17 protein-coding genes and 1 pseudogene are annotated in these 21,647 nt (G+C 71.7%); 11 read left to right on the forward strand and 7 right to left on the reverse strand.

All coding sequences use genetic code 11. The annotated features are described in order from the left end of the window. Positions 1–36: 36 nt before the first annotated feature. From ABT084_RS08115 to ABT084_RS08125, 3 genes are read left to right on the forward strand one after another with little or no spacing between them, the layout of a single operon-like run. Positions 37–2,715, forward strand: a complete 2,679-nt coding sequence (locus ABT084_RS08115; RefSeq protein ID WP_351039419.1) for a DUF4135 domain-containing protein — start codon at positions 37–39, stop codon at positions 2,713–2,715. Beyond that, entirely contained in the window at positions 2,712–3,992 is a 1,281-nt protein-coding gene (locus tag ABT084_RS08120) for a hypothetical protein (protein WP_351039422.1), read from the forward strand. Before ABT084_RS08115 ends, ABT084_RS08120 begins: the two co-directional genes overlap by 4 nt. After that, positions 3,989–5,272 (forward strand): JmjC domain-containing protein, encoded by a 1,284-nt coding sequence (locus tag ABT084_RS08125; protein ID WP_351039425.1) that lies wholly within the window; start codon positions 3,989–3,991, stop codon positions 5,270–5,272. The genes ABT084_RS08120 and ABT084_RS08125 overlap by 4 nt, the downstream gene beginning before the upstream one ends. Positions 5,273–5,297: 25 nt before the next feature. On the opposite strand, the gene ABT084_RS08130 is transcribed toward ABT084_RS08125, so the two are convergent. Next, a complete protein-coding gene (locus ABT084_RS08130) occupies positions 5,298–5,957 on the reverse strand; it encodes an MSMEG_1061 family FMN-dependent PPOX-type flavoprotein (protein ID WP_351039426.1) in 660 nt (219 codons plus the stop codon). 165 nt (positions 5,958–6,122) lie between these two features. Beyond that, positions 6,123–6,284: pseudogene (locus ABT084_RS08135) on the reverse strand (MarR family transcriptional regulator); the annotation flags it as partial. Between the two features lie 32 nt (positions 6,285–6,316). Between ABT084_RS08135 and eno the strand changes: the two are divergent. After that, complete coding sequence (gene eno / locus ABT084_RS08140; RefSeq protein WP_502968872.1) at positions 6,317–7,564, forward strand: phosphopyruvate hydratase; 1,248 nt, start codon at positions 6,317–6,319, stop codon at positions 7,562–7,564. Between the two features lie 160 nt (positions 7,565–7,724). Here the strand turns inward: eno and ABT084_RS08145 are convergent, their stop codons facing one another. Continuing rightward, a complete protein-coding gene (locus ABT084_RS08145) occupies positions 7,725–8,498 on the reverse strand; it encodes a maleylpyruvate isomerase family mycothiol-dependent enzyme (protein ID WP_351039429.1) in 774 nt (257 codons plus the stop codon). A 579-nt stretch (positions 8,499–9,077) separates the two neighbouring features. Here ABT084_RS08145 and ABT084_RS08150 point away from each other — a divergent pair. Beyond that, positions 9,078–11,117, forward strand: a complete 2,040-nt coding sequence (locus ABT084_RS08150) for a M4 family metallopeptidase (protein WP_351039432.1) — start codon at positions 9,078–9,080, stop codon at positions 11,115–11,117. Positions 11,118–11,272: 155 nt separating this feature from the next. On the opposite strand, the gene ABT084_RS08155 is transcribed toward ABT084_RS08150, so the two are convergent. Then, positions 11,273–11,803, reverse strand: coding sequence for a YbaK/EbsC family protein (locus tag ABT084_RS08155; protein WP_351039435.1), 531 nt, complete (start codon positions 11,801–11,803; stop codon positions 11,273–11,275). Further along, complete coding sequence (locus ABT084_RS08160; RefSeq protein ID WP_351039438.1) at positions 11,773–12,837, reverse strand: DMT family transporter; 1,065 nt, start codon at positions 12,835–12,837, stop codon at positions 11,773–11,775. The genes ABT084_RS08155 and ABT084_RS08160 overlap by 31 nt, the downstream gene beginning before the upstream one ends. An 80-nt stretch (positions 12,838–12,917) precedes the next feature. Between ABT084_RS08160 and ABT084_RS08165 the strand changes: the two genes are divergently transcribed. The 4 genes from ABT084_RS08165 (at position 12,918) to ABT084_RS08180 (ending at position 17,592) form a co-directional block, all read left to right on the forward strand. After that, on the forward strand, positions 12,918–13,823 hold the full coding sequence (locus tag ABT084_RS08165; RefSeq protein ID WP_351039440.1) for a LysR family transcriptional regulator: 906 nt from the start codon (positions 12,918–12,920) through the stop codon (positions 13,821–13,823). A gap of 145 nt (positions 13,824–13,968) precedes the next feature. Next, positions 13,969–14,382: a rodlin gene (locus ABT084_RS08170; RefSeq protein WP_351039443.1), complete on the forward strand. Its 414-nt coding sequence runs from the start codon at positions 13,969–13,971 to the stop codon at positions 14,380–14,382. Between the two features lie 538 nt (positions 14,383–14,920). Further along, positions 14,921–16,897: an RICIN domain-containing protein gene (locus ABT084_RS08175; RefSeq protein WP_351039446.1), complete on the forward strand. Its 1,977-nt coding sequence runs from the start codon at positions 14,921–14,923 to the stop codon at positions 16,895–16,897. Positions 16,898–17,001: 104 nt separating this feature from the next. Continuing rightward, positions 17,002–17,592, forward strand: coding sequence for a hypothetical protein (locus tag ABT084_RS08180; RefSeq protein WP_351039449.1), 591 nt, complete (start codon positions 17,002–17,004; stop codon positions 17,590–17,592). 35 nt (positions 17,593–17,627) lie between these two features. On the opposite strand, the gene ABT084_RS08185 is transcribed toward ABT084_RS08180, so the two are convergent. Beyond that, positions 17,628–18,389, reverse strand: a complete 762-nt coding sequence (locus tag ABT084_RS08185; protein WP_351039452.1) for a helix-turn-helix domain-containing protein — start codon at positions 18,387–18,389, stop codon at positions 17,628–17,630. A gap of 211 nt (positions 18,390–18,600) precedes the next feature. Here ABT084_RS08185 and ABT084_RS08190 point away from each other — a divergent pair, with 211 nt between their 5' ends. Continuing rightward, positions 18,601–19,650 carry an alpha/beta fold hydrolase gene (locus ABT084_RS08190; protein WP_351039455.1) on the forward strand — a complete coding sequence of 350 codons (1,050 nt, stop codon included), beginning with the start codon at positions 18,601–18,603 and terminating at the stop codon, positions 19,648–19,650. Positions 19,651–19,868: 218 nt separating this feature from the next. On the opposite strand, the gene ABT084_RS08195 is transcribed toward ABT084_RS08190, so the two are convergent. Continuing rightward, entirely contained in the window at positions 19,869–20,717 is an 849-nt protein-coding gene (locus ABT084_RS08195; protein ID WP_351039729.1) for a LysR family transcriptional regulator, read from the reverse strand. 79 nt (positions 20,718–20,796) lie between these two features. Here ABT084_RS08195 and ABT084_RS08200 point away from each other — a divergent pair, with 79 nt between their 5' ends. Beyond that, positions 20,797–21,528 carry an SDR family oxidoreductase gene (locus ABT084_RS08200; protein WP_351039457.1) on the forward strand — a complete coding sequence of 244 codons (732 nt, stop codon included), beginning with the start codon at positions 20,797–20,799 and terminating at the stop codon, positions 21,526–21,528. Positions 21,529–21,647: the final 119 nt, after the last annotated feature.

Below are 21,647 nucleotides of genomic sequence, written 5' to 3' on the forward strand. Positions count from 1 at the left end.
GCGCGGCCGTGCATCGACCGCCTGACTAGGGGCTGAATGGAACTGCGCGATCCCGGTGGCGCCACCCGTGCTCCGGAACTCCCGCCCGTCACACGTGCATTGATCGCGGCTCTGGCGGAGGGCAGGGCGGGCCGGGTGTTCCCGCCCGTGGTCGGCCCCGGGCCGGAGGGCACCCTCCTCGTCGAACGCCAGCTCGGCGGCCCGTCCGACGCACGGGCCGTGGCGCACGCCCTGGCCGACGCCCGCTTCGCGCCGCTGCACGAGGCTCTGCGCCGTATCGACGCCTGGTGCACGCGGGTCGATGGTGATGGCGATGGTGATGGCGGATGCGACCGTACGGACGCCCACCCCTACGCGCACGCCCACGTCCGGCGGTTCGATCCGCAGGTGTTGCGGCTGGAGAACGGGGACCTGTTCGGGCCGCTGCTCGCCGAAGCCCTGGAAGCCTGCGTGGGCCGGGCGGGCGGCGAGGGTGAACCGCTCGAGCACGCCGCCGCCTTCGTCGCCCAACGGTCCGAGCAGTACCTGGACTTCCTGACCCTGTTCCTGGAGCGGTTGGCCCGCGACCAGCCCCCCGGCCGCAGGGTCACCGCTCTGTGGGTGAACGGCGAGGAGACGCACAACGGCGGCCAACGCGTGCTGCGCGTCGAGTTCGCCGACGGCGCCCGACTCGCGTACAAGCCGCGTCCGGCGACCGGCGAGATCCTGTTCCTGGCCACCGAGGGCTCGGTGTTCGCCCATCTCAACGCCCTGCCCCCGGCATCCGGGCCGATCCGGCTCGCGACCATGCGGAGTTGGGCGAGCACCGGCCCGGACCGGGAGTGCTACTCCTGGCACGAGTGGATCGAGCCGCCGGACGCGTGGGGAGTCCTGCGCACCGACGGCAAACTGAGCCTCTACGGCGCCGTCCTCGAACCAGGGGCGGCGACCCGCTACTGGCATCGCGCCGGATCGCTGGCCGCCGCCGCGTTCGCGTTCGGGATCGCCGACCTGATCGGCAGCAATGTGTTGATCGGCCAACGCGGTGAGGACGGCGAACCGTTGCCGTTCCCGGTCGACCTGGAGGCGTACTTCGCCGATCTGGACCGCCTGTTCGAGACCGGGCTGCTCTACGACCCGGCGGTCTCCGCACAGCATCACTCGGGCTTCGAGAACGTAGCGCGCTGGTGCGAGCTGGACGGCCCCGCGAACTGCTGGCGCCCACAGCCGGACGGTTCGCTACGGCTGGAACGGCGCACCCTGCCCCTGACCCGGACCGAGACCCGCACGGTGGTCGGCGACACCGAGGGCCGCGCCGGATACGGCCCGTACCTGACGGCGCTGCTGCGCGGCATGTTCGACGCCTGGACGCTGATGTGCCGCAACCGCGCCCGGATCGCCGAGTTCATCGGGGAGCGGGTGGCCGGGCACGTCGTACGCGTGATCGCCCGCCCGACGGCCGACTACCCGGACGGCGGCGGCGGCGGTAACGGTGGCGGGGGAGCGGGCGGTGGCGACGTACCGTTCACCGCGGGCGAGTCGGAGCAGCTCGCCCGCGGCGACGTCCCGTACTTCTTCCGCGCGGCCGGAGGCGGTCCGCTGCTGTCGGTGCGGATGCCGCCCGGCCGCGAGTTGCGTACGTACCCGACCGACGCCCCCGGTTGGGCGGAGGACCGGCCCTGGCCGCCGGTCGCCGCCGTCCGCGAGGGCGGGAAGCTGAACCTCGCCGGGCTCGGCATCGCCCTGCGCGACGCGGTCGAGCACGTGTACGGCGACCTGGATCCGGCGCGGAGCGACCTGTACGACCCCGGGCACGGGGTGCGGCTCACCCTGCGCGGCCCGCGCGAGGGCGAGGTCTCCTTTGACTGGCCGGAAGTGGCCCGCCGCATCACCTATACCTGGGACGAGGCGACGCTACGGCTGCGCATCGACCCCCTGATCGCCGCGGCCGACCCCGCGGCCGACCCGGCGGCCGACCCGGCGGCCGACCCGGCGGCCGACCCCGCGCCCGACCCGGCGGCCGGGACAGCTGCCGGGACGGCTGGCCGGGCGGCTGCCCGGTCGGCCGACTCGGGAGTCTCGGCGGCCACCCCGGCCCGGTCGGCCGCCGAGATCCGCGAGCGATTGCTGCGCCTGAGCCGGACCGACGCGGCGCTGCGCACCCCCTGGGCGGCCGGGGGCTTCACTGACACCGAGCTGGAAGCACGCCTGGAGCGGCTGACCGGTGCCGGGATCGCCTGGCTGCGCGGCGTGGTCGCCGAGCACGGCTGGCCCGGACGCCGGCTGGTCGGTACGGAGGCCGCCACCGCGGCCGGCGCGCTGCTCCAGCACCACACCGGTGACCCGGCCTTCCAGCGGGAGTGCCTGGCCCTGATCGAGGCCGCGGCCGAGGACGACGACATGCTCCGGCGCGACGTCGCCTACCTCACCGACGCGCTGCGCCGGGCCGAGGGCCGCCCGCAGCTGTACGGCACGAAGTTCGAACGGGGCGCGGGCGGCGAGCTGCGGCCCTGTCCGATCGAGGACGAGGATCGGGTGGACGAGCGCCGCGCAGCCGTCGGCCTCGATCCGCTCGCCGACTACGCGGCCGTGCTGGCCCAGCGGTACCCGACGCCCCAACCCGAGCGACCCCCGGCACCCGAGCCCACCCGGCACCCCGCACCCGAGCCCACACGACCCCCGGCGCCCGAACCCGTACGGCACCAGGCACCCCAGACCGAAGGGATAGAGGCGTGATCGCGACCGACTGGACCGAAGGCCTCGCCCGCGCATGGGGCAAGGAGCCCGCCGTGCTCCCGGCCGCGGCCCCGACGGACGAGGCGCACCTCCACCGCACGATCGTCGCCGCCTGCGAGTCCTTCCGCGCCGGAACGGTGTTCCGGACCTTCCCGCAGGTCCGCTTCCACACCCCGCTCGGCTGGCTCGGCGCCCCGGGACGGCTGCTGCCCGACGCCGCCGATTCGAGCCCGGCCGCCTACCGGGCCCGGATGCGCCGCGAACCGTCGGGCAGCGGGCCGGACGCGGGGTTCCTGCTGAGCGTCCGGCAGCCCCTGCACACCGACTACCCGTTGTGGTCGGCGGTCCGCGACACCCTCGCCGAGCTGTGGCACCGGGTGGGCTGGCCGTGCCTGCCGGTCGAGGCCGAGCTGACCGAGGGGGACGACTTCACCCGTGTACGGGGCCTGGCCGTCGCCTCCGAGCACGCGGTGCTGACCTGGGTACTGGACGGCACCCTGGAGGCCGAAGTGCACGAGGCGGACGGCGGGGCGGAGCGCTCGGCCGACGGCGGGGCGGACGGCGCCCGGGACGGCCGGACAGGAAGAGGTGCGGACGCCGACCCGCGCGTCCTGCGGGCCACCGCCGGCGAACTGCTCTACTGGCCGGAGGGCTCCCGCTGGCGCGAGCACCACCTCGACGGCTGCACGACGCTGCGGATCTCCGTCCCCCGCGCACAGCGCCTCGCGACCGGCGCGGTCAAGAACCTGCTGGCCGAGGAGGTGCGGGACCGCCTGGAGTACGACGGGACGGTGCCCTGCCTGCCCTACCCGCCGCCCACCGGCGGCCCGGCCGCCCCGCCGGAGTCCATGATCGCCGTCGGCGCGGCGGCCCGCGCGGCGGCCGGGGGCCCGGAGCTGCCCGCCGCGCTGCGCACCCGCTGGGCGGCCTGGTGTTCCTCGGCCGGGCTGGAGCCCGTACCCGAGCCGCGCGCCGACGTCGCACTCGGCCCCGGACAGCGGTTCCGGGTGGCGCGCGCGATCGTCCGGACGCCGGACCCGGACGCTCCCGGCCGCCGGATCTGGGCCGTCAACGGGCACGCCTTCCCGATCGGCGGGGCGGCGGGGGAGCGGATCGCCCAACAGCTAGCACCCGGACGCGTGTTGACGGCCGGAGAGCTGTGCCGGGCCGTCGGCACCGACGAGCACAACGGCGCCGTGACGGCGCTGCTGCGCACGCTCTACCGGCTGCGCGCGATCGACCTCGCCGACGGCGAGAGGACGGACGGATCACGATGACGACGGCGCACGCGAGCGACCACCTGGCCATCCTCCAAGGGCCCATCGACTGGGCCGAGTTCGCCGCGCTCCACTGGGACCGGCACCCGGTGCTGTTCAAGGCCGTCCGCCCGGAGCCCTTCGAGCTGCGCGAGGTCTTCGCCGCCACCGCGCTCGCGGCCCGGCCCCCCGGCGCGTATCTGATGCCGCCGAACGCCCAGTTCGCCGTCGGCCGTTTTCAGCAGTCCGAGCCGGCCAACTGGTTCCCGCGCGCCGAGGACGGCACGTTCGACGGCTACCGGCAGCGGCTGGACAGCGAGCTGGCGGCCTTCTCGAAGGAGCGTCGGTACGCACTGGTCGTGCACGCCTTCCACGCCTTCCACGCCGGGCAGTGGGAGCGCGAGCGGGCGTTCCTCGAACCGCTGTGGGAGCGCACCGGTCTGCCGCTGTCGGGGGCGATCACCACGCTCTTCCACGGCAACTACGAGCACACCCCGGTCGGCGTCCACAAGGACCGGTTCGCCACCTTCATGTTCGCCCTCGAAGGGCGCAAGCGGATGCGCTTCTGGCGGGAGCGCCCGTGGACCGAGCCGGTGACCACGGTGCTGGACTACCAGCCCTACCTGACCGGCTCGTTCACCGCCGAACCCGAGCCCGGCGACCTGCTGTACTGGCCCGCGGACTACTACCACGTCGGCGAGAGCGTCGACGGTGGGGCCGCCACCAGCGTCAACATCGGCGTGCCGCGCGAAGCGCACCGTGCGGTCTACGACGTGGACGACCTGCTGCTGGGCAAGGCCCCGGACGCGATGGTCGATCCGGACGTCGGCCTGGTGCGGCTGCCCGCCGCCACCGCCCCGCTGTCGGTGCCCGAACAGCCGTCGGACGGCGCGCTGCCCGAAGCGCTGGAGCAGACCCTGCGCGTCTTCCAGGAGTACCACGACCCCGCACGGATGCGGGACCGGGTCGCTTCGGTCTCGCTCCGCAACTGGAGCGCGTCCGGCCTGTGTCCCGTACCGCCGCCCGAGGCGCCGCGGCCCCTGGACGACGGCACACCCGTACGCGCCCGCGCCCGAGTGCTCCACCAGCCGGTCACCGGAGCCGTCCTGTGCGCCGCCAACGGGAACGTGCTGCGCGCCGAGCTGACGGAGCGACAGGTGGAGCGCCTGCTGGACCGCCTCGCCGAAGGAGAGTCGTCCCCGGTCGGCGACCTGCTGGTGGAACTCCCGCCCACTGCCCGCGAGGACGCCCGCCACGTGCTGGAGACTCTGGAAACCTTCCGCGCCTTGACCCGGGACTAGGACTGGCCCACCGGAGGGCGGACCGTCACTCGTACCGGTACTTCAGCGAGTCCGCCTCCGCCTGTTCGATGTCGGCGATGGTCAGCTCCGGCATGCGCAGTTGGGCCAGCGTCACCTCGGCCGAGGCCGGCTGGGCGTCCGCCGACAGCCACTCCCGCGGTTTCCAGGCCGAGCTGCGCAGCAGCGACTTGGGGCAGTGAGGGTAGACCTCCTCGATCCCCACCACCAGCGCACTGGCCGGCGGCTTGCCCACGGCGGTCAGCTGTGACAGCAGCTCCGGGCGGGTGGAGACGCAGGCGCGGCCGTTCACCCTGAGTGTCGTGGTGCGCCCCGGGATGACGAACAGCAGCCCGGCCCGTCCGGTGGCGATGACGTTCTGCAGGGTGTCCAGCCGCTTGTTGCCCGTAGCGTCCGGTATCGCCACCGTCCGCGCGTCCAGGACGGCAACGAACCCGGCGGGGCCGCCGCGCGGGGAGACGTCACAGTTGCCCTCGGCATCCGCGCTGGCTACCAGAACCAGCGATGAGCAGCCGATCAACCGTGCGGTCTGCTCGGTGAGTTCGGTCATCTGCTTCCGAACGGCGGCGTCGCCCGGGAGCTCGTACGTCCGGCGCAGTGATTCCGGGTCGGGCACGGCGTCGAGGCGGAGCGAGTCGAAGGCGCTGCCGGCAAGGGATGTCGTCATGCCTTCGACCTTAAAGGGCCCGTAGCCGGCAGCGGGTGGTGCGACCCAACGGGGCCATCAGGTGGGCGACCGCCCCGCGCCGCGGTACCGGGCGGAGCTGCTCAGCGCGCGCCGCCGGCCAGGGCGCGCGTGCCGGGGGCGCCGCCCCTCCTCGTTGCATTAGCGGGCGGCGAGGTCGCTGGTGGTCATGGCGCCGTTGCGGTCGAGTGCACCGAGCACGGCGGCCTGGCCCAGTGGGATGTGGTCCTCGTGTTTGACGCGTCGGGTCAGCTTCCCCATCGCGGTGCGCAGTTCGGTGGCGATGGCGGCGGCTTCCGGGGTGGGCATGAGGCACCTTACCGACCGTCACCGCCCGCCGGATCATCGGCAGCCGGGGCAACCCCACGGTCGAGGTCGACGTCACCCTGACGGACGGCTCCCTGGGGCGCGCGGCCGTCCCCTCAGGCGCGTCCACCGGCGCCCGGGAGGCAGTGGAGCTGCGTGACGGAGACGCGGCCCGCTGGCACGGCAAGGGCGTCGACCGCGCGGTGGCCCACGTCAACGGGGAGATCGCGGCGTCCGTACGAGGCCGGGACGCGGCGGATCAGGCGGGCCTCGACGCCGCACTGGTCGCCCTCGACGGCACCGCCACGAAGTCCCGCCTCGGCGCCAACGCCATCCTCGGCGTCTCCCTCGCCGCGGCCAAGGCCGCCGCGGCGGCCCACCGCCAGCCGCTGTACCGATACCTCGGCGACGCCGACGCCCACCTCCTGCCGCTGCCGATGATGAACATCGTCAACGGCGGCGCCCACGCCGACAATCCGCTGGATTTCCAGGAGTTCATGATCGCGCCCGTGGGCGCGGACACCTTCGCCGAAGCCGTCCGCATGGGCAGCGAGGTCTTCCACACGCTGCGCCGTGATCTGCTGGCCGCCGGGCACTCCACGGGCGTCGGCGACGAGGGCGGCTTCGCGCCCGCGCTGCGCACCGCCGAAGAGGCGCTCGACTTCGTGACGGCCGCCATCGAGCGCACCGGCTACCGCCCCGGAACGGACATCGGCCTGATCATGGACCCGGCGTCCTCGGAGTTCTTCCGCGACGGGGTGTACGACTACCAGGGCGAGGGCGTGCGCCGCACTCCCTCCGAGAACGTCGACTACCTGGTCAAGCTCATCGACACCTACCCGATCCTCTCCATCGAGGACCCGATGGCGGAGAACGACTGCGACGGCTGGCGCGAGCTGACCGCCCGGGTCGGCGATCACTGCCAGCTCACCGGCGACGACCTGTTCTGCACCAACGAGACGCTGCTGCGCGAGGGCATCCGTACCGGCGCCGGCAACTCGATCCGGATCAAGGTGAACCAGATCGGGACCTTGACCGAGGCGCTGGACGCGGTGGCCACCGCCCACCAGGCGGGCTGGACCGCCGTCATGTCGCACCGGTCGGGTGAGACGGAAGACACCACCATCGCGGACCTCGCGGTGGCAACGGGATGCGGCCAGATCAAGACCGGCTCGCTCTCCCGCTCCGACCGCACGGCGAAGTACAACCAACTCATCCGCATCGAAGAGGAGTTGGGCGCCTCGGCGCGCTACGTGGGCCGCTCCGCACTGCGCCGGGCGTGACAACCAGGCGGAGATAGTGACCAGACGGGCCCCCGATCATGATCGGGGGCCCGCACGTGTGCCGCCATCGACAGCGGCGTCGTGGCGAACAAGGAAGGCCACCTGGGCTCCGACACCGCCCTGTCCGCAGCGTCTTACCCGTTCGGGCTACTCGTTCGGGTTACTCGTTCGGGTCCCATTCCGCGAGCTGCTCCATCGGCTCGGGGTCGCCGGTGGTCTCCAGGCCGTCGAGCGGGATGCGCGCGTAGAAATAGAGGACCAGTTCGCTCGCCCCGCCTCGCATCGCCATGTCGCCCGGCTCCGCGTCGGCGGCGAGGTCGTCGCAGCGGACGCCGTCGGCGTCGAGGGTCAGGCGCCAGGAGCGGCCTTCGGACGCGTGCAGGTCGATGGTCGCCGGCTTGAACGGCCAGGCTACGGTCGTCGCCGAGACGGTCGTCAGGAACTCGTCGACGCCCTCGACCGCGACGTCCGTCGGCAGCGGCTCTGCGGCCCCCTGGGTGAGCTGGGCGTCGTAGGTGTGGACGGCGAACTCCTGGACCTGGTGCCGGGCCAGGGCACCGCTGGTCTCCGGGGCCTGCGAGCGGCCCCACCAGGTCCAGCAGCCGCGGTCCGGGCCGGCCTCGCGCATCGCGTCGAGCATGAGCCCGGTCGACTCGGCGAGCCAGGCATCCAGGGCTTCGCGGTCGCGGGGCGCGGTCGGGGCGCCCTTCGGGTCCGTCCTCGCCGGGGGCTCGGCGCCCGGGCCCGCGGCGACGATGGCGGCCTGGCGGCGGCGGCCGTCGCCGAGGTGCTGCGCCAGTTCGCGCAGCGTCCAGTCCGGGCAGGTCGGGACCTGGACATCAAGATCGGGGGCGGACGCGATCGCGGCGCGGAACGCGGCCGATCGGTCTTCGATCAGCCGCAGGACCTCGGGGAACTCCCATGTGTTGTGCACGTCGGTTGTGTATCACGCTGCTCCGGAGGCCAGTTAGCGAATTTCCCGGACGAACGCGTCGACGGCCGGGTGAAGCCGACGCCCCGTGATCGCGACGGCGCGAGGCCGCGTGCGACGAAGTGACGGCATGGCGGACTCCCTTCGGTGACGGCGCCGCGCGAAGTGGCTCCCGTGATCACACCCGTCAACTCGTGCGCAAAACAAGACTGTTTGACGCTTGATGCCGAACGCTTTACCTGAATGCGAAAGACGGCACTGAGTGTCAGGATCTAGTCAAACGCTGTCCGGGATGGGCGAGTTCAGATCCATCGGGGCCGATTCGCTCCGCCCTGGAGTGTCCGCTCAGCGGTCGCGACAGGTCGAGATCCGGACGTGTTTTGGCCGATACCTGGCGTGTCCATGGCGATCATGAAGATCGCTGGCAGCCTCTCCCCATCCCCAACAGCAGCACATGCACAACCAGCACCAGATGCACCACCAGCACCACATGCACCACATGCACCACAGGCTCTGCCCGGCAGGTCGGCCTCATCCCACCCGCCGGTTCGTTCCACCCCCCACACTTTTGAAGGAGTCCGCGTGAAGTCCACGCACCGCCGGAACGCCACCGCAACCGGCGCCCTGCTCGCCGCCGCCGCTCTGCTCTCCGTCGGCGTCCAGGCCGGCAGCGCCAGCGCGCAGCCCGAAGCCTCCGCGAACACGACCGCCCCCGGGGGCGCCGTTCGCAACCCTGGTGCACTGCCCGCACAGCTCTCCCCGTCGCAGCGCGCCGAGCTCATAGCCAAGGCGCAGGGCACCACGGCCGCCACGGCCAAGGAGCTCGGTCTCGGAGCGCAGGAGAAGCTCCTGGTCCATGACGTGGTGAAGGACCAGGACGGTACCACCCACACCCGGTACGAGCGCACGTACGAGGGCCTCCCCGTCCTCGGTGGCGACCTGGTCGTCAGCCGCACCGCCGCGGACCGGACGCAGAGCGTGAGCAAGGCGTCCCCCGCCCAGTTGCAGGGCGTCTCCACCTCCGCCCCGGCCGACGCTCCGGCGGCGGCGTCCGCGAAGGCCCTCGACGCGGCGAAGTCGATCGGTTCCAAGGCCGACAAGGCCGACTCCGCGCCCCGCAAGGTCGTGTGGATGGCGAACGGCACGCCGACCCTGGCCTACGAGACCGTCATCGGCGGCCTCCAGGACGACGGCACCCCCAACCAGCTCCACGTCATCACCGACGCCAAGACGGGCGCGAAGCTCCACCAGTGGCAGGGCATTGAGACCGGTGTCGGCAACACCCACTACAGCGGCCAGGTCACCCTCGGCACGTCGGCGTCCGGTTCGACCTTCACGCTGAACGACGCGGCCCGCGGCGGCCACAAGACGTACAACCTGAACCACGGCACGTCCGGCACGGGCTCGCTCTTCAGCCAGTCCACCGACACCTGGGGCAACGGGGCCAACTCCAACGCCGCCACCGCCGGCGCCGACGCCGCCTACGGCGCCGGGGTCACCTGGGACTTCTACAAGAACGTCCTCGGGCGCTCCGGAATCCGCGGCGACGGCGTCGCCGCCTACTCCCGCGTCCACTACGGGAACGCCTACGTCAACGCGTTCTGGGACGACGGCTGCTTCTGCATGACGTACGGCGACGGAACGGGCAACAACGATCCGCTGACCTCGCTGGACGTCGCCGGCCACGAGATGACGCACGGCGTCACCGCCGCCACCGCGGGTCTCGAGTACAGCGCCGAGTCGGGCGGCCTGAACGAGGCGACCTCCGACATCATGGGCACGTCCGTGGAGTTCTACGCGAACAACCCCAGCGCGCCGGGCAACTACCTCATCGGCGAGCAGATCAACATCAACGGCAACGGCACCCCGCTGCGCTACATGGACAAGCCGAGCAAGGACGGCGGCTCCGCGGACGCGTGGTACTCCGGCGTCGGCAACCTCGACGTCCACTACTCCTCGGGCCCGGCCAACCACTGGTTCTACCTCGCCTCCGAGGGCTCCGGCGCCAAGACGGTCAACGGGGTCAGCTACAACTCGCCGACCTCCGACGGCCTGCCCGTCACCGGCATCGGCCGGGACAAGGCGCAGCTCATCTGGTACAAGGCCCTCACCACCAAGTTCAACTCCAGCACGGACTACGCGGGTGCCCGCGCCGGCACGATCGCCGCGGCGACCGAGCTGTACGGTGCCGGCAGCGCCGAGGTCAAGAACGTCACCGACGCCTGGGCCGCCGTCAACGTGGGTGCCCGTTCGGGTGGTGGCACCACCACCCCGGGGAACGTCTTCGACAGCACGACCCGGGTCGCCATTCCCGACTCGCCCGGCCCCGCGGTCACCTCGTCGGTCGCCGTCAGCGGAGTCACCGGCAACGCGCCGAGTGCCCTCAAGGTCGGCGTGAAGATCACGCACACCTACATCGGTGACCTCCAGATCGACCTCGTGGCCCCCAACGGGACCTCGTTCCGCCTGCAGAACTCGTCGTCCGACTCCACGGCGAACCTGGACAAGACCTACACGGTCAACGCCTCGGCCGTAGCGGCCAACGGCACCTGGAAGCTGAAGGTCCAGGACAAGGGCGCCGCCGACGTCGGCACGATCACCGACTTCAAGCTCACCTTCTGAGCAACTGAGCAACTGAGCAACCGAACGACTGACTGAGCGACTCAGCGACTGAGCGACTGATCGGCCCAGCGGCCGACCGGCCGTGACGTGAAGAGAGGTGCCCGGAGCCTTCCCAGGCCCCGGGCACCTCTTTCATGTCCCCAGGCGGAGCAGGGCTACACCGTGGTGTCGGCCGCGGCCGCGGCGCTCGGGTCTGTCGCGCTACTCGCGATGGGCTCGACGCGTGGCCGGGCGAGCCGGGCGTAGTCCTCGCCCGAGATGACCGCCGACCGGTCGAGCCGGGCCGCATTGAAGTACAGCTGGGGCCGGGCGATCACTTCGGGGTCCGCGACGAGTTCGAGGTCGGGATCGAAGGCGAAGGGGAGGACGGTGCCGGGGACGGCGTGAGCCAGTCGCTCGGCCGTGGCGGCGTCGCTGAAGCCGACGTAGCGGGCGTTGAACAGCGTACGGACGGCGTCCAGGTCGACGCGCCGGTCGCCCGGGACGACCGCCAGGACGTGCCGGGTGGTCTTCTTGTCTGTCTTGACCCTGAGGATGATGCACTTCGCCGCATGCGAGGCGGGGTGTCCGCGCAGGGCACACACCGACTCCGTGGCGCCTTCCGGTGCGTGATCGATGAGCCGGTAGGGCGTCCCGGTGGTGTCGAACAGGGTGATCAGGCGCTGGTAGGTGTCATGTTCGGGCATGCTTCGTCCTCTTTCCCGGTGCTTGCTCTTGCTCTTGCCGTGGCGGGGCGCTCGGTCTGCCCGGTCCTGCCGGTCCTGCCGGTCCTGCCGGTCTGTTCGATCCTGTCGGTCCGGTCAGTGAGGTCAGTACGGTGGGTACGTTCGATGGCCTGGCCCCAATAGGTGCCGACGACCATCAGCAGGGCGCCCAGGGCGGCCCACGAGGTGAGCCGTTCGCCGCCGACGCTGATTCCGATGGCGACGGCCCAGATGGGTTCGGTGCCCAGCAGCAGGCTGGCCCGGCTGGCGGAAGTGCCCTGCACGGCCCACGTCTGCGCGAGGAAGGCGAACACGCTGCAGAACAGGGCGAGATAGGCGAGTTGGGCCCAGGTGGTGGCGCTGCTGTGGAAGAGACCCGGCAGGTGGATGGCGGCGAGCGGCAGGAACAGCGCCGTGCCGACCGCCGTCTGTACGGTCGTCAGGTGCAGCGGGTCCACGGGACGACCCCCGGTGAGCCGGCCGACCAGCACGACGTGCCCGGCCCGGACGAGCGCGGCGGCGAGCATCAGCGCGTCTCCGGTCCGTAGCGCGTGCAGTCCGGTGCTTGCGGTGAGCAGCCCGACGGCCACGACGCAGACTCCGGCGGCGAGGAAGAACGTCCACGGCAGTCGTCGGCTGCCGGTGCGGTCCAGCAGCGGAGTGAGCAGGGGCGTCAGCACGATGGTCAGGCTGATGATCAACCCGGCGTTCGCGGCGCTGGTGTGCGCCACCCCGTACGTCTCCAGCACGAGCACGACCGCCTGGGTGACTCCCAGCAGTGACCCGGCGCGGACCTCCGCCCGGGTCCAGCGGCGGGCGCGACCGCGACCGCGACCGCGACTGAGGCTGCGTACGGCGACCAGGGCTGCGCACGCGAGTGCGGATATCGCGTACCGGGCGAACAGGACCGCCAGGACCGGGAGCGCGACGGTGGCCGTCTTGGCCGCGAGATAGCTGGAACCCCAGACCAGCGCGACCACGAAAAGTACCGCATCGGTGCGGCGGGCAACATGCATGCCGCCACGCTGCCCCACCAGCAGGTTGAAGGCTATGACCAACTTCTAAACCCACGGTGTAGCGGCACTACAATGTCAGCGTGGACGAACGTCAGCTGCGCATCCTGCGCGAACTGGGAGACCTGGGCAGCGTCAGCGCGGTCGCCGAGGCGCTGCATGTGACGCCGTCCGCGATCTCGCAGCAACTGCGGCTGCTGCAGCGCTCGATTCCCGTCCCGCTCACCGAACGCGCCGGACGCCGGGTGGTGCTGACCGACGCCGGGCAGGCCCTGGCCGCGGCGGCCATCAAGGTCGAGACCGCCCTGGCCCAGGCCCGGCACACGATCACCGACTTCGCCGAGCAACCCGACGGCGATGTGTCGGTGGCCGCGTTCCACAGCGCGGGGTCCGCATTCTTCCCCCTGCTGCTGCGCGGTCTCGCCGGCCCCGGACGCCCCCGCCCCGCACTCGCCGACGAGGACGTTCCCCAGGACCGCTTCCCCACCCTCACCCGCGACTACGATCTCGTACTCGCCCACCGCCTCGACCACGGCCCGCCCTGGCCGCGCACCGTGACCTCGACGACGCTGCTGCGCGAGCCCCTCGACGTCGCCCTGCCGACCGGCCACCCGCTGGCGTCCAAGCCCCGGCTCACCCCGCGGGACGTGGCGGACCAGCCGTGGATCACGGTCCACGACGGCTTCCCGCTGATGTCCACCATCGAGGCCATCGCCAGCATCGCCAACCGCCGCCTCGACATCGTCCACCGCATCAACGAGTTCGCGGTGGTCGCCGAGGCCGTCGCCGCCGGCGGAGGCCTCGCGCTCATGCCCCGCTGGACCGCCCGGCCACACCCGGACGTCGTCCTGCGGCCGCTGAGCGGAGTGCGCGCGCGACGCGACATCGACGTCCTGCACCGGCCCGAGCGCACGGCACGCAAGGCCGTCCGAACGGTCCTCGCCGAGCTGCACCGCGCCGCCGCCCAGATCCGGGGCCGCAGCCGCTGAGCATCGATCACATGGCCGAAGCTCCCCGCACGCAGCGCCGAACCGGATCCCGGCAGTGGGCTGTTCAGGCGGATCACAGACACCTACGGCCGGCTTCGTCGTTGATCGAGACGCCAACGTCCGTGCACTCATAGAAGGACCTGTGATGTTCAACAAGATTCTGGCCACCGCCGCCGCGACCGCGTCCATCCTCGGAGCGGGCGCCGCCGTGGCCGCCCCGGCCATGGCGATCGGCAACGACAACGGGGTCAACACCGTCAACGGCAACGGTGCTTCCCAGGTCTACGGCAACCAGAAGACCGCCGGCGACCAGAGCCCGCAGCTCAGCCTGGTCCAGGGCACCCTGAACAAGCCCTGCGTCGGCCTGCCCGTCAAGGTCAACGCCCAGTCGCTGGTCGCGGTCATCGCCAACGTCGGTGTCCAGGACATCCCCGTCCTGTCCAACCCGATGAACCAGCAGTGCACCGAGAACTCCACCCAGGCCAAGGGCGACGAGCCGCTGTCGCACATCCTGGACAACATCCCGGTCCTCTCGGGCAACCTCTCCAACGGCAGCTGATCCGGCCGCTCCCCGGCGAGCCGGGGCACTGGCCGCATGCACGAGTGCGGCCAGTGCCCGGCCCGCCAACCACCTCCCGCGCCGGCACCACCGCGCGGTCGCCGAGGGCCGGGAACCGGTCCGTCACCGCACTGAAGCCCGCCGCCTCCACCGGACGTTCACATTCCTCACGGGCCGTGACGAAGGCAATTCGGCAGGTAGTAAATGGGTGAATTCTTGACTGAATTCTCGTCAATAAGCCTTCGGCTCATATTTCATTTCGATAACGACTGCCCCGATAAGGCCTGGACCAATCATGAGTGACGCGCGTAACTAGCCTTGTTTCATTGCGTGGTGACTGTTCGTCAAATTCGACGAGCAGGTCACGGAATGATTTCTTGACCGCGCTCCCTCTTTGTCCGAATTCTCCGCCGCATCCGTCTGGCAGGCTTCCGCGCACCCACTCATCCGATTCACAGTTGAGGTGCGCATGACAGGACGACGCAGACGCCGCGAGCATCGCCGCAAACCCCGGCGGTTGATACTTTTCACCGCCGCCATGAGCTCGGCGGCGGTGATCGCGGTAGGCATCGCCTACTCCGGCATGGGTGACGGCGCCCAGGCCGTGCCCGTACAAGCCGCCGCGGGGGCCGCCGCACCGGCCGCCGCGCCCGCCCGGGATCAGCAGCCCAAGCCGCTCGCTGCCGCACCCGCCAACGAGAGCGCGCGCGGCATGATTTACGACGGTCTCGACCCCGCGCCGGAGGGCGACCGGTGTGCCGGCGTCTACCGGACCGGTGCCGGCCTCTGTACCCACGGCCCCGACGCTCCGCCCAAGGGCGTCGACATCACGAAGGACATCCAGCCCGCGGTCAAGTCCCAGGCGCCGGCGGCCGATCCGGCCCGCCCGCAGGCCGACGACCCGGCCAGCTCCGAAGGCGGCGGACGTCCCGAGGACGCGCCCGCCGCCGACGCCGATCGCACCGCCGACAAGTCCGCCGCGCCCGCGCCCTCGCCCGCTGGTCAGGCCGTCGCCGCCGGCCCCGCGGGCCAGACCGTCCAGTGTGACGGCGACGGCAGCACGGGCAACCGCGTCCAGGTCGTGTACGTCCACGGCCCCAACCGCGACCGCTACTCCGAGTACGTCGCCTCGTTCCGCAAATGGGCGGCCGACGCGGACCTCATCTACGCGACGAGCGCCCAGGAGACCGGCGGGATCCGCCACATCCGCTACGTGACGGCGGCCGACTGCACTCCGACCGTGGTCAACATCGAGCTCCCCGACTCGGCTCTGGCCGAGTTCAGCGCGACCAACACCGCCCTCGCCGGCAAGGGCCTCGACCGCCGCGACCGCAAGTACATGATCTTCGCGGACACCCAGGTCTACTGCGGCATAGGCACCTTCAACGGCGACGAGCGGCCCGGCCAGGCCAACATCAGCAACTTCGGCCCCTCGTACGGGCGCACGGACTCGGGCTGCTGGGGCGGCCACACCGCGGCGCACGAGCTCGGCCACAATCTCGGAGCGGTCAACAACAGCGCCCCGAACAGCAGCCGTGGCGCGCACTGCACCGACGAATTCGACGTCATGTGCTACTCGGACACGCCCTACTACCCGCAGATGCGCAACGTCTGCACCAACCAGGCGTCCGAGAACATCCTGGACTGCAACCACGACGACTACTTCAACACCAGCCCCAAGGCCGGCAGCTACCTCGCCACGCACTGGAACATCGCCGACAACCAGTTCCTGATGCGCAGCCAGGGCGGGGGCGGCACGGACCCGGGCCCGAACCCCGGCCCCACGCCGACCAAGAAGCCGACGCCCACACCGACCAAGAGCCCCACGGGCGGTCCGGACGTGACGGTGGGGCAGGTCCAGTCGGACTCCGCCGTCGTGAACTGGCCCAAGGTCGAAGGCGCTGCCTGGTACCAGGTCCTGCTGAACGGCAAACACCTGGGCTGGGTCCAGTCCCCGGTGCTGCGCGTCTACAACCTCCGGCCCGACACCTCGTACACGGTCGCCGTCTCCGTCCGCGACAACGCCGGCCGGGACACCGGGCCCGGCAAGGCCGCGTCCTTCCGTACGAAGGGCACGGGCGGTGGCGCGACCACCCCCGGCGCCCGTTACCTGCTCGGCAACGGCAGCACCGGCATGAACGCAGAAGTCTGGGGCGGCCGCAGCGCGGACGGTACCGTGCTGGTCGGCGCCCGCTCCAACGGGTACGCCCAGCAACAGTGGTACTTCGACGACGCGGGTAACGGACTGGTCCGTATCCGCTCCGCCGTCTCCGGCAAGTGCCTGCAGTCGGGCGGCGCTCCGGCCGCGGGCATGTGGGTCGCCCAGCAGCCCTGCGGCGGCGGCGCGCAGGCCTGGAAGCTGACCTCCCGAGGCGCCGCGCTGACCGTCACCGACCCGAGCGGTGGCTTCGCGCTGACCGTGAGCAGCCGCCCCTATTACGGGAACTGGCTGCTGGACCTCCAGCGCGCGGACGGCCGCGCCGCGCAGTCCTGGACCGCGCAGAAGGTCGGCTGACCTCCTGAAACCCACTCCGGCGGACGGCCGCGTCGCGCGGCCGTCCGCCGGCCCCACCCCACCCCACCCGCCACCCCACCGACCCGGCCCGGAGCACCTCCACGATGCGCATACGAATCGCTTTCCACGCCGCCTTGACCGCACTCGGCCTGATCCTGCTGTGCCCCGCCGCGGCGCACGCCCACGGCGACACCGTGAAGGTGGTGATGACCGGGCAGCGGGAGGGCCACGTCACTGCCGACATCGCCTGGGAGAACGACGGCGACCCGATCGAGGAGACGGTCGCCGCCACCGTGAACGCGGTCAGCGGCGACGGTGCCCGCACCATGGGGCCCTGGCGGCTGGTGCGTGACCCCGCCAAGAAGCCGGCCGGCTGGGTCACCGCCGAGTCCCTGCCGCCCGGCTCATGGAACGTCACCGTCGACGTGGGCTTCCCCGCCCTCGGACACGGCGAACTCCAGCTCGAGGCACCGGCGGTGGACCCGGCTCCGCCCACCGGCACGCCGACCCCCCGCCCCGCCACACCCTCACCCGCCACGCCCCGAACCCAGCCGCCGTCCTCTGAGCCTCCCGCAGACCGCGCGGAACCAGGATCGGGTCCTGCCGTCTGGTGGACGGCGGCAGGTGTGACGGCAGCAGCCCTGATCGGGGCGGTCGCAGGCATCCTCGTACGCCGCCGCCGCGAGCGCCGCTAGCCGCAGCCCGTCACGGACCGCCGAGGCCGCGGGCTTCAGGTCGCGCTGCGGTGTGATGGCCAGGCTGTGTCGTCGGCAGCCAGCCAGGGTTCGTTCGCAGCGGCGCTTGGGGGTGTCCCGGTGAACGCGCGGACATCGTGGTGGAGGTGGGACTGGTCGGCGTAGCCGCAGTCTGCCGCCACCTGGGCGGGGGTGTGGCCGTGGACCAGGCGGTGGATGGCCTGGTCGAAGCGGACCAGCATGGCGGCGCGTTTGGGTGTCAGGCCGATCTGCGAACCGAAGCGGGCCCACATGCGCTGGCGGCTCCACCCGGTCCGGGCTGCGAGGTCGTTTATGCGCGCGCGGCCGTGACTGGCGATGATCTGGTGCCAGGCCCAGGCCACCTCGGGATCGACCGCCCTGCCCCTATCGAGCCGGGTCATCAGTTCCGTGTCGATCAGCGCGAAACGCTCCGGCCAGGTTCGCGCATGGTGAAGCCGCTCCCGCAGGCGTGCCGTGTCGCGTCCCCACAGGTCATCGAGTGCGATGACGCTCCCGCCCAATTCCGCGAGCGGGAGCCCGAGTACGGGGTGCCCGGCAAGCGGAGACAGGCGTACCTGCACACACGCGATACCTTCGGCGCGTACCTGGAACGCGCTGAAAGAGAGCCCAGCGGCCAGGCTCACCGACCGCATTCGGCCGGCCGTGCCGTGTATGTCGAACGGGCGGTCACCGAACTCGATGGCCAGGGTGACGGCTGGGTGGGGGATGGCGCGCAGGTTGATGGGGCTGTCGCCGCGTATACGGAATCCAGCCATGTCGACACCGGGCAGCGCCGCTGCCCGCGACGGTCGCTCGATCTCCCAGGCAGCGGTGGGGCCTGCCGTCCCCCCGACTGGTCGCACTCCTCGACTGTACGAGCGGCCCGGCGTCGGAGCAACCACGCGCGAGGCGTGGACATTTCTCCAAGACGCACGGCTCCGGCCGGCGGGAGGGTGAGGACGCCACGAACCGAGCGACGGAGCAGCCATGGACGAGACGACCAGGCCACAAGACCCGCACAGCCACAGCCACGGCCACAGCCACGGCCACAGCCACGGCCGCGCAGACGCGGCGCCGGGCGCCCCCCGCGGACGGCGGGCGTGGAGCCGACGACGGGCGTGGAGCCGACGGCGGCGGATCACGCTGCTGGCCGTCGGCGTACTGGCCGCCCTCCTCGCGTGGAACACCGAGTCGGTGCTCACCGAGACGGCCGAAGCCTCCGGCGGACAGATCGTGCGCCTTCCCGGCGGCGACATCCACGTCGTGCAGGACGGCCCGCCCGGCGCGCCCACGGTGGTGCTCCTGCATGGACTGGCCGGCTCGACAACATGGTGGGATCCGGTCATGTCGGCGCTGCGGGACCTGCACGTGGTGCGGGTGGACCTGCTCGGCCACGGCACATCAGCCAAACCGGCCGATGGCTACGGCATCGCGGAGCAGGCACACCGCGTAGGCGCCGTCCTCGACCAGCTCGGGGTGCGCCGCGCCACTGTCATCGGACACTCGACCGGCGGCACCGTTGCCACAGCGCTGGCCGAACAGCGCCGCGACCTGGTGGCGGCGATCGCGCTGATCGATACGGGCCCGCGGGTGGACGCGTTCCTCGGCGACAGTTTCACCGGCCGCCTGATGAGCACACCGGTGGTCGGGGAACTGCTCTGGCGGCTGCGCACCGACAGCTTGATCCGTGACGCGGCGAGCACCGCGTTCACCCGCGAAGTGCCGACCCCCGACCGGATGATCGCCGATATCCGCGGCATGACCTACCGCAGCCTCACCGCGACCCAGGCGGCGTCCACCGCGTACGTGAAGGAACGGCCCGTACCCGACCGCCTCACCCGCCTCGACCTGCCCACCCTGGTGATCTTCGGCTCCCTGGACCGGAGGTGGCAGCCGTCCTCCGCCCAGGACTACCGCCGAGTCCCTCACGCCCGGATCGAGATCCTGCACGGTGTCGGCCACACGCCCATGTACGAGGCCCCCGACACGACCGGAGCCCTGCTGCACGGCTTTGCCCTCGAGACCGCGTCACGCTGACCGGGCATCACCACGACCCCGTCAGGTGCGCGGCACCGGCCCCCGGGCTTGGCGGCCTGGCCGTCTCCTCTACGGTCCTGCGCGCGGAGGACGGCCGGATCGCGGGCAGTACCCGGCTGCGCGACCTGGCGCGGAAGGCCCCTTTGGCGAGGAGCCACACCGGACAGGGGCGACGGGACCGGCCGGGGCCTTACCTCTGGCACCGACCCGCTCCCCGCCTAGGAAGCCACCGCCACCCCGGCCGCGATGTCGGTGCTCGCCCGGACGAACGCGGCCACCGCCCGCGATCGCGTCCGCTCGGGCCATGCCAGCAGGACCGAACTCCTCGGCGCGTCGAGCACCGGCACACACGCCACATCCGAGCGCGCATGGCGCCGCACCGATACCGGGACCAGAGCGACCACCTGGCCCAGCGCGACCAATTGCATCAGCTGCCCGGTGTCGCGCACCTCGGGGCCGCTCGCCTCTTCCGGACTCGTTCCGGGCCAGCGGGGGGTCGGTTCGCCGGCGAGGTCGGCCAGCACCAGGGCGGAGCGGTCGGCCAGTCGGTGGTAGCGAGGGAGCACCACCATCTGGTCCTGGGTCAACAGGAGTTCGGTGTCGAACCCACCGGAGTCGTCGTGCGGGGCGTGCAGGAACGCGAGGTCGACGCGCCCGTCGCGCAGCATCCCCGCCTGCTCCCCGATCCCGCACACCACCACCTCGACATCGACGGCATCCGGGTCCCGCCGGTACAGCGGCATGATCCGCTCCAACAGGCCGGCGTCCCCATCGGGCTTCATCACCACCTTCAACCGCGGCACGTCTCGCCCCGCACGCTGCGCCCGCCGCACCGCCGCGGCCACCGCGTCGAGCGCCTTGTGGCTCTCCGTGAGGAAGACGACGCCGGCGGGCGTCAGACTCACCGCGCGGCTCGTGCGTTCCAGGAGCACCACCCCCATCCGCCGCTCAAGCCGCTGGATGGCGCGGGACAGCGGTGGTTGCGCCATGCCGAGTCGCTGGGCAGCACGGCCGAAGTGCAACTCCTCCGCGACGGCCACGAAATACGCGAGCTCCCGTGTCTCCAACGAATCCATACCCGCAGGGTATCGGTCGAGACGGCATCGGTGTTGGCCTGCGCGGCCCCCACTGTGGCGTCATGGAGTCATGAACAACACCATGATCACCCTGGTCACCGGCGCCAACAAAGGCATAGGCCGTGAGATCGCCGCCCAACTCGCCGCCCTCGGGCACACCGTCGTGATCGGCGCACGGAGCGCCGAGCTCGGCGAGAAGGCGGCCGCCGAACTGCGAGCCACCGGCGCCGACGCCACCTCCGTCGTACTTGACGTGACCGACCCTGCCTCTGCCGTCGCGGCCGCCGATACGGTCAGCGCCCGGTACGGCAGGCTCGACGCGCTGGTGAACAACGCGGGCGTAGCCGCTCCCGCGGGTACCGACCTGGGCAGCCAGCGCCCCCGCTCCGCCGACCTCGACGCCGTCCGCCGCGTCTTCGACACGAACTTCTTCGGCGTCATCACCGTCACCAACGCCCTGCTGCCGCTGCTACGCCGTTCGACCGCCCCGCGCATCGTCAACGTCTCCAGCAGCGTAGGTTCACTGGCCCTCGGTACCGGCCCGGAGATGCCGATCGCTGTCGGCTATGTCCCGTCGAAGACCGCCCTCAATGCCCTGACCGTCCAGTACTCCAGGGATTTGCGCCCCGACGGCATCCTGGTCAACGCCGTCTGCCCCGGCTACTGCGCAACCGACCTCAACCATCACGCCGGCCATCGCACCCCCGCCCAAGGTGCCGTGGCCGCCGTCCAGATGGCCACCATCCCCGCCGACGGACCCACCGGCACCTTCACCGACGACCAGGGCACCGTGCCCTGGTAGAACCGGCCGTCAGTCCTCCGGGGGGTGGACCACCTCCACGCCGCGATCCCGCAGTTCCTTGACCATCGGTGAGACGTCCGGCGCGTCCGTGACGATCAGCGCGATCTGTTCCACCGAAC

Source organism: Streptomyces sp. NPDC002138 (assembly GCF_040296485.1).
Lineage (GTDB): Bacteria > Actinomycetota > Actinomycetes > Streptomycetales > Streptomycetaceae > Streptomyces.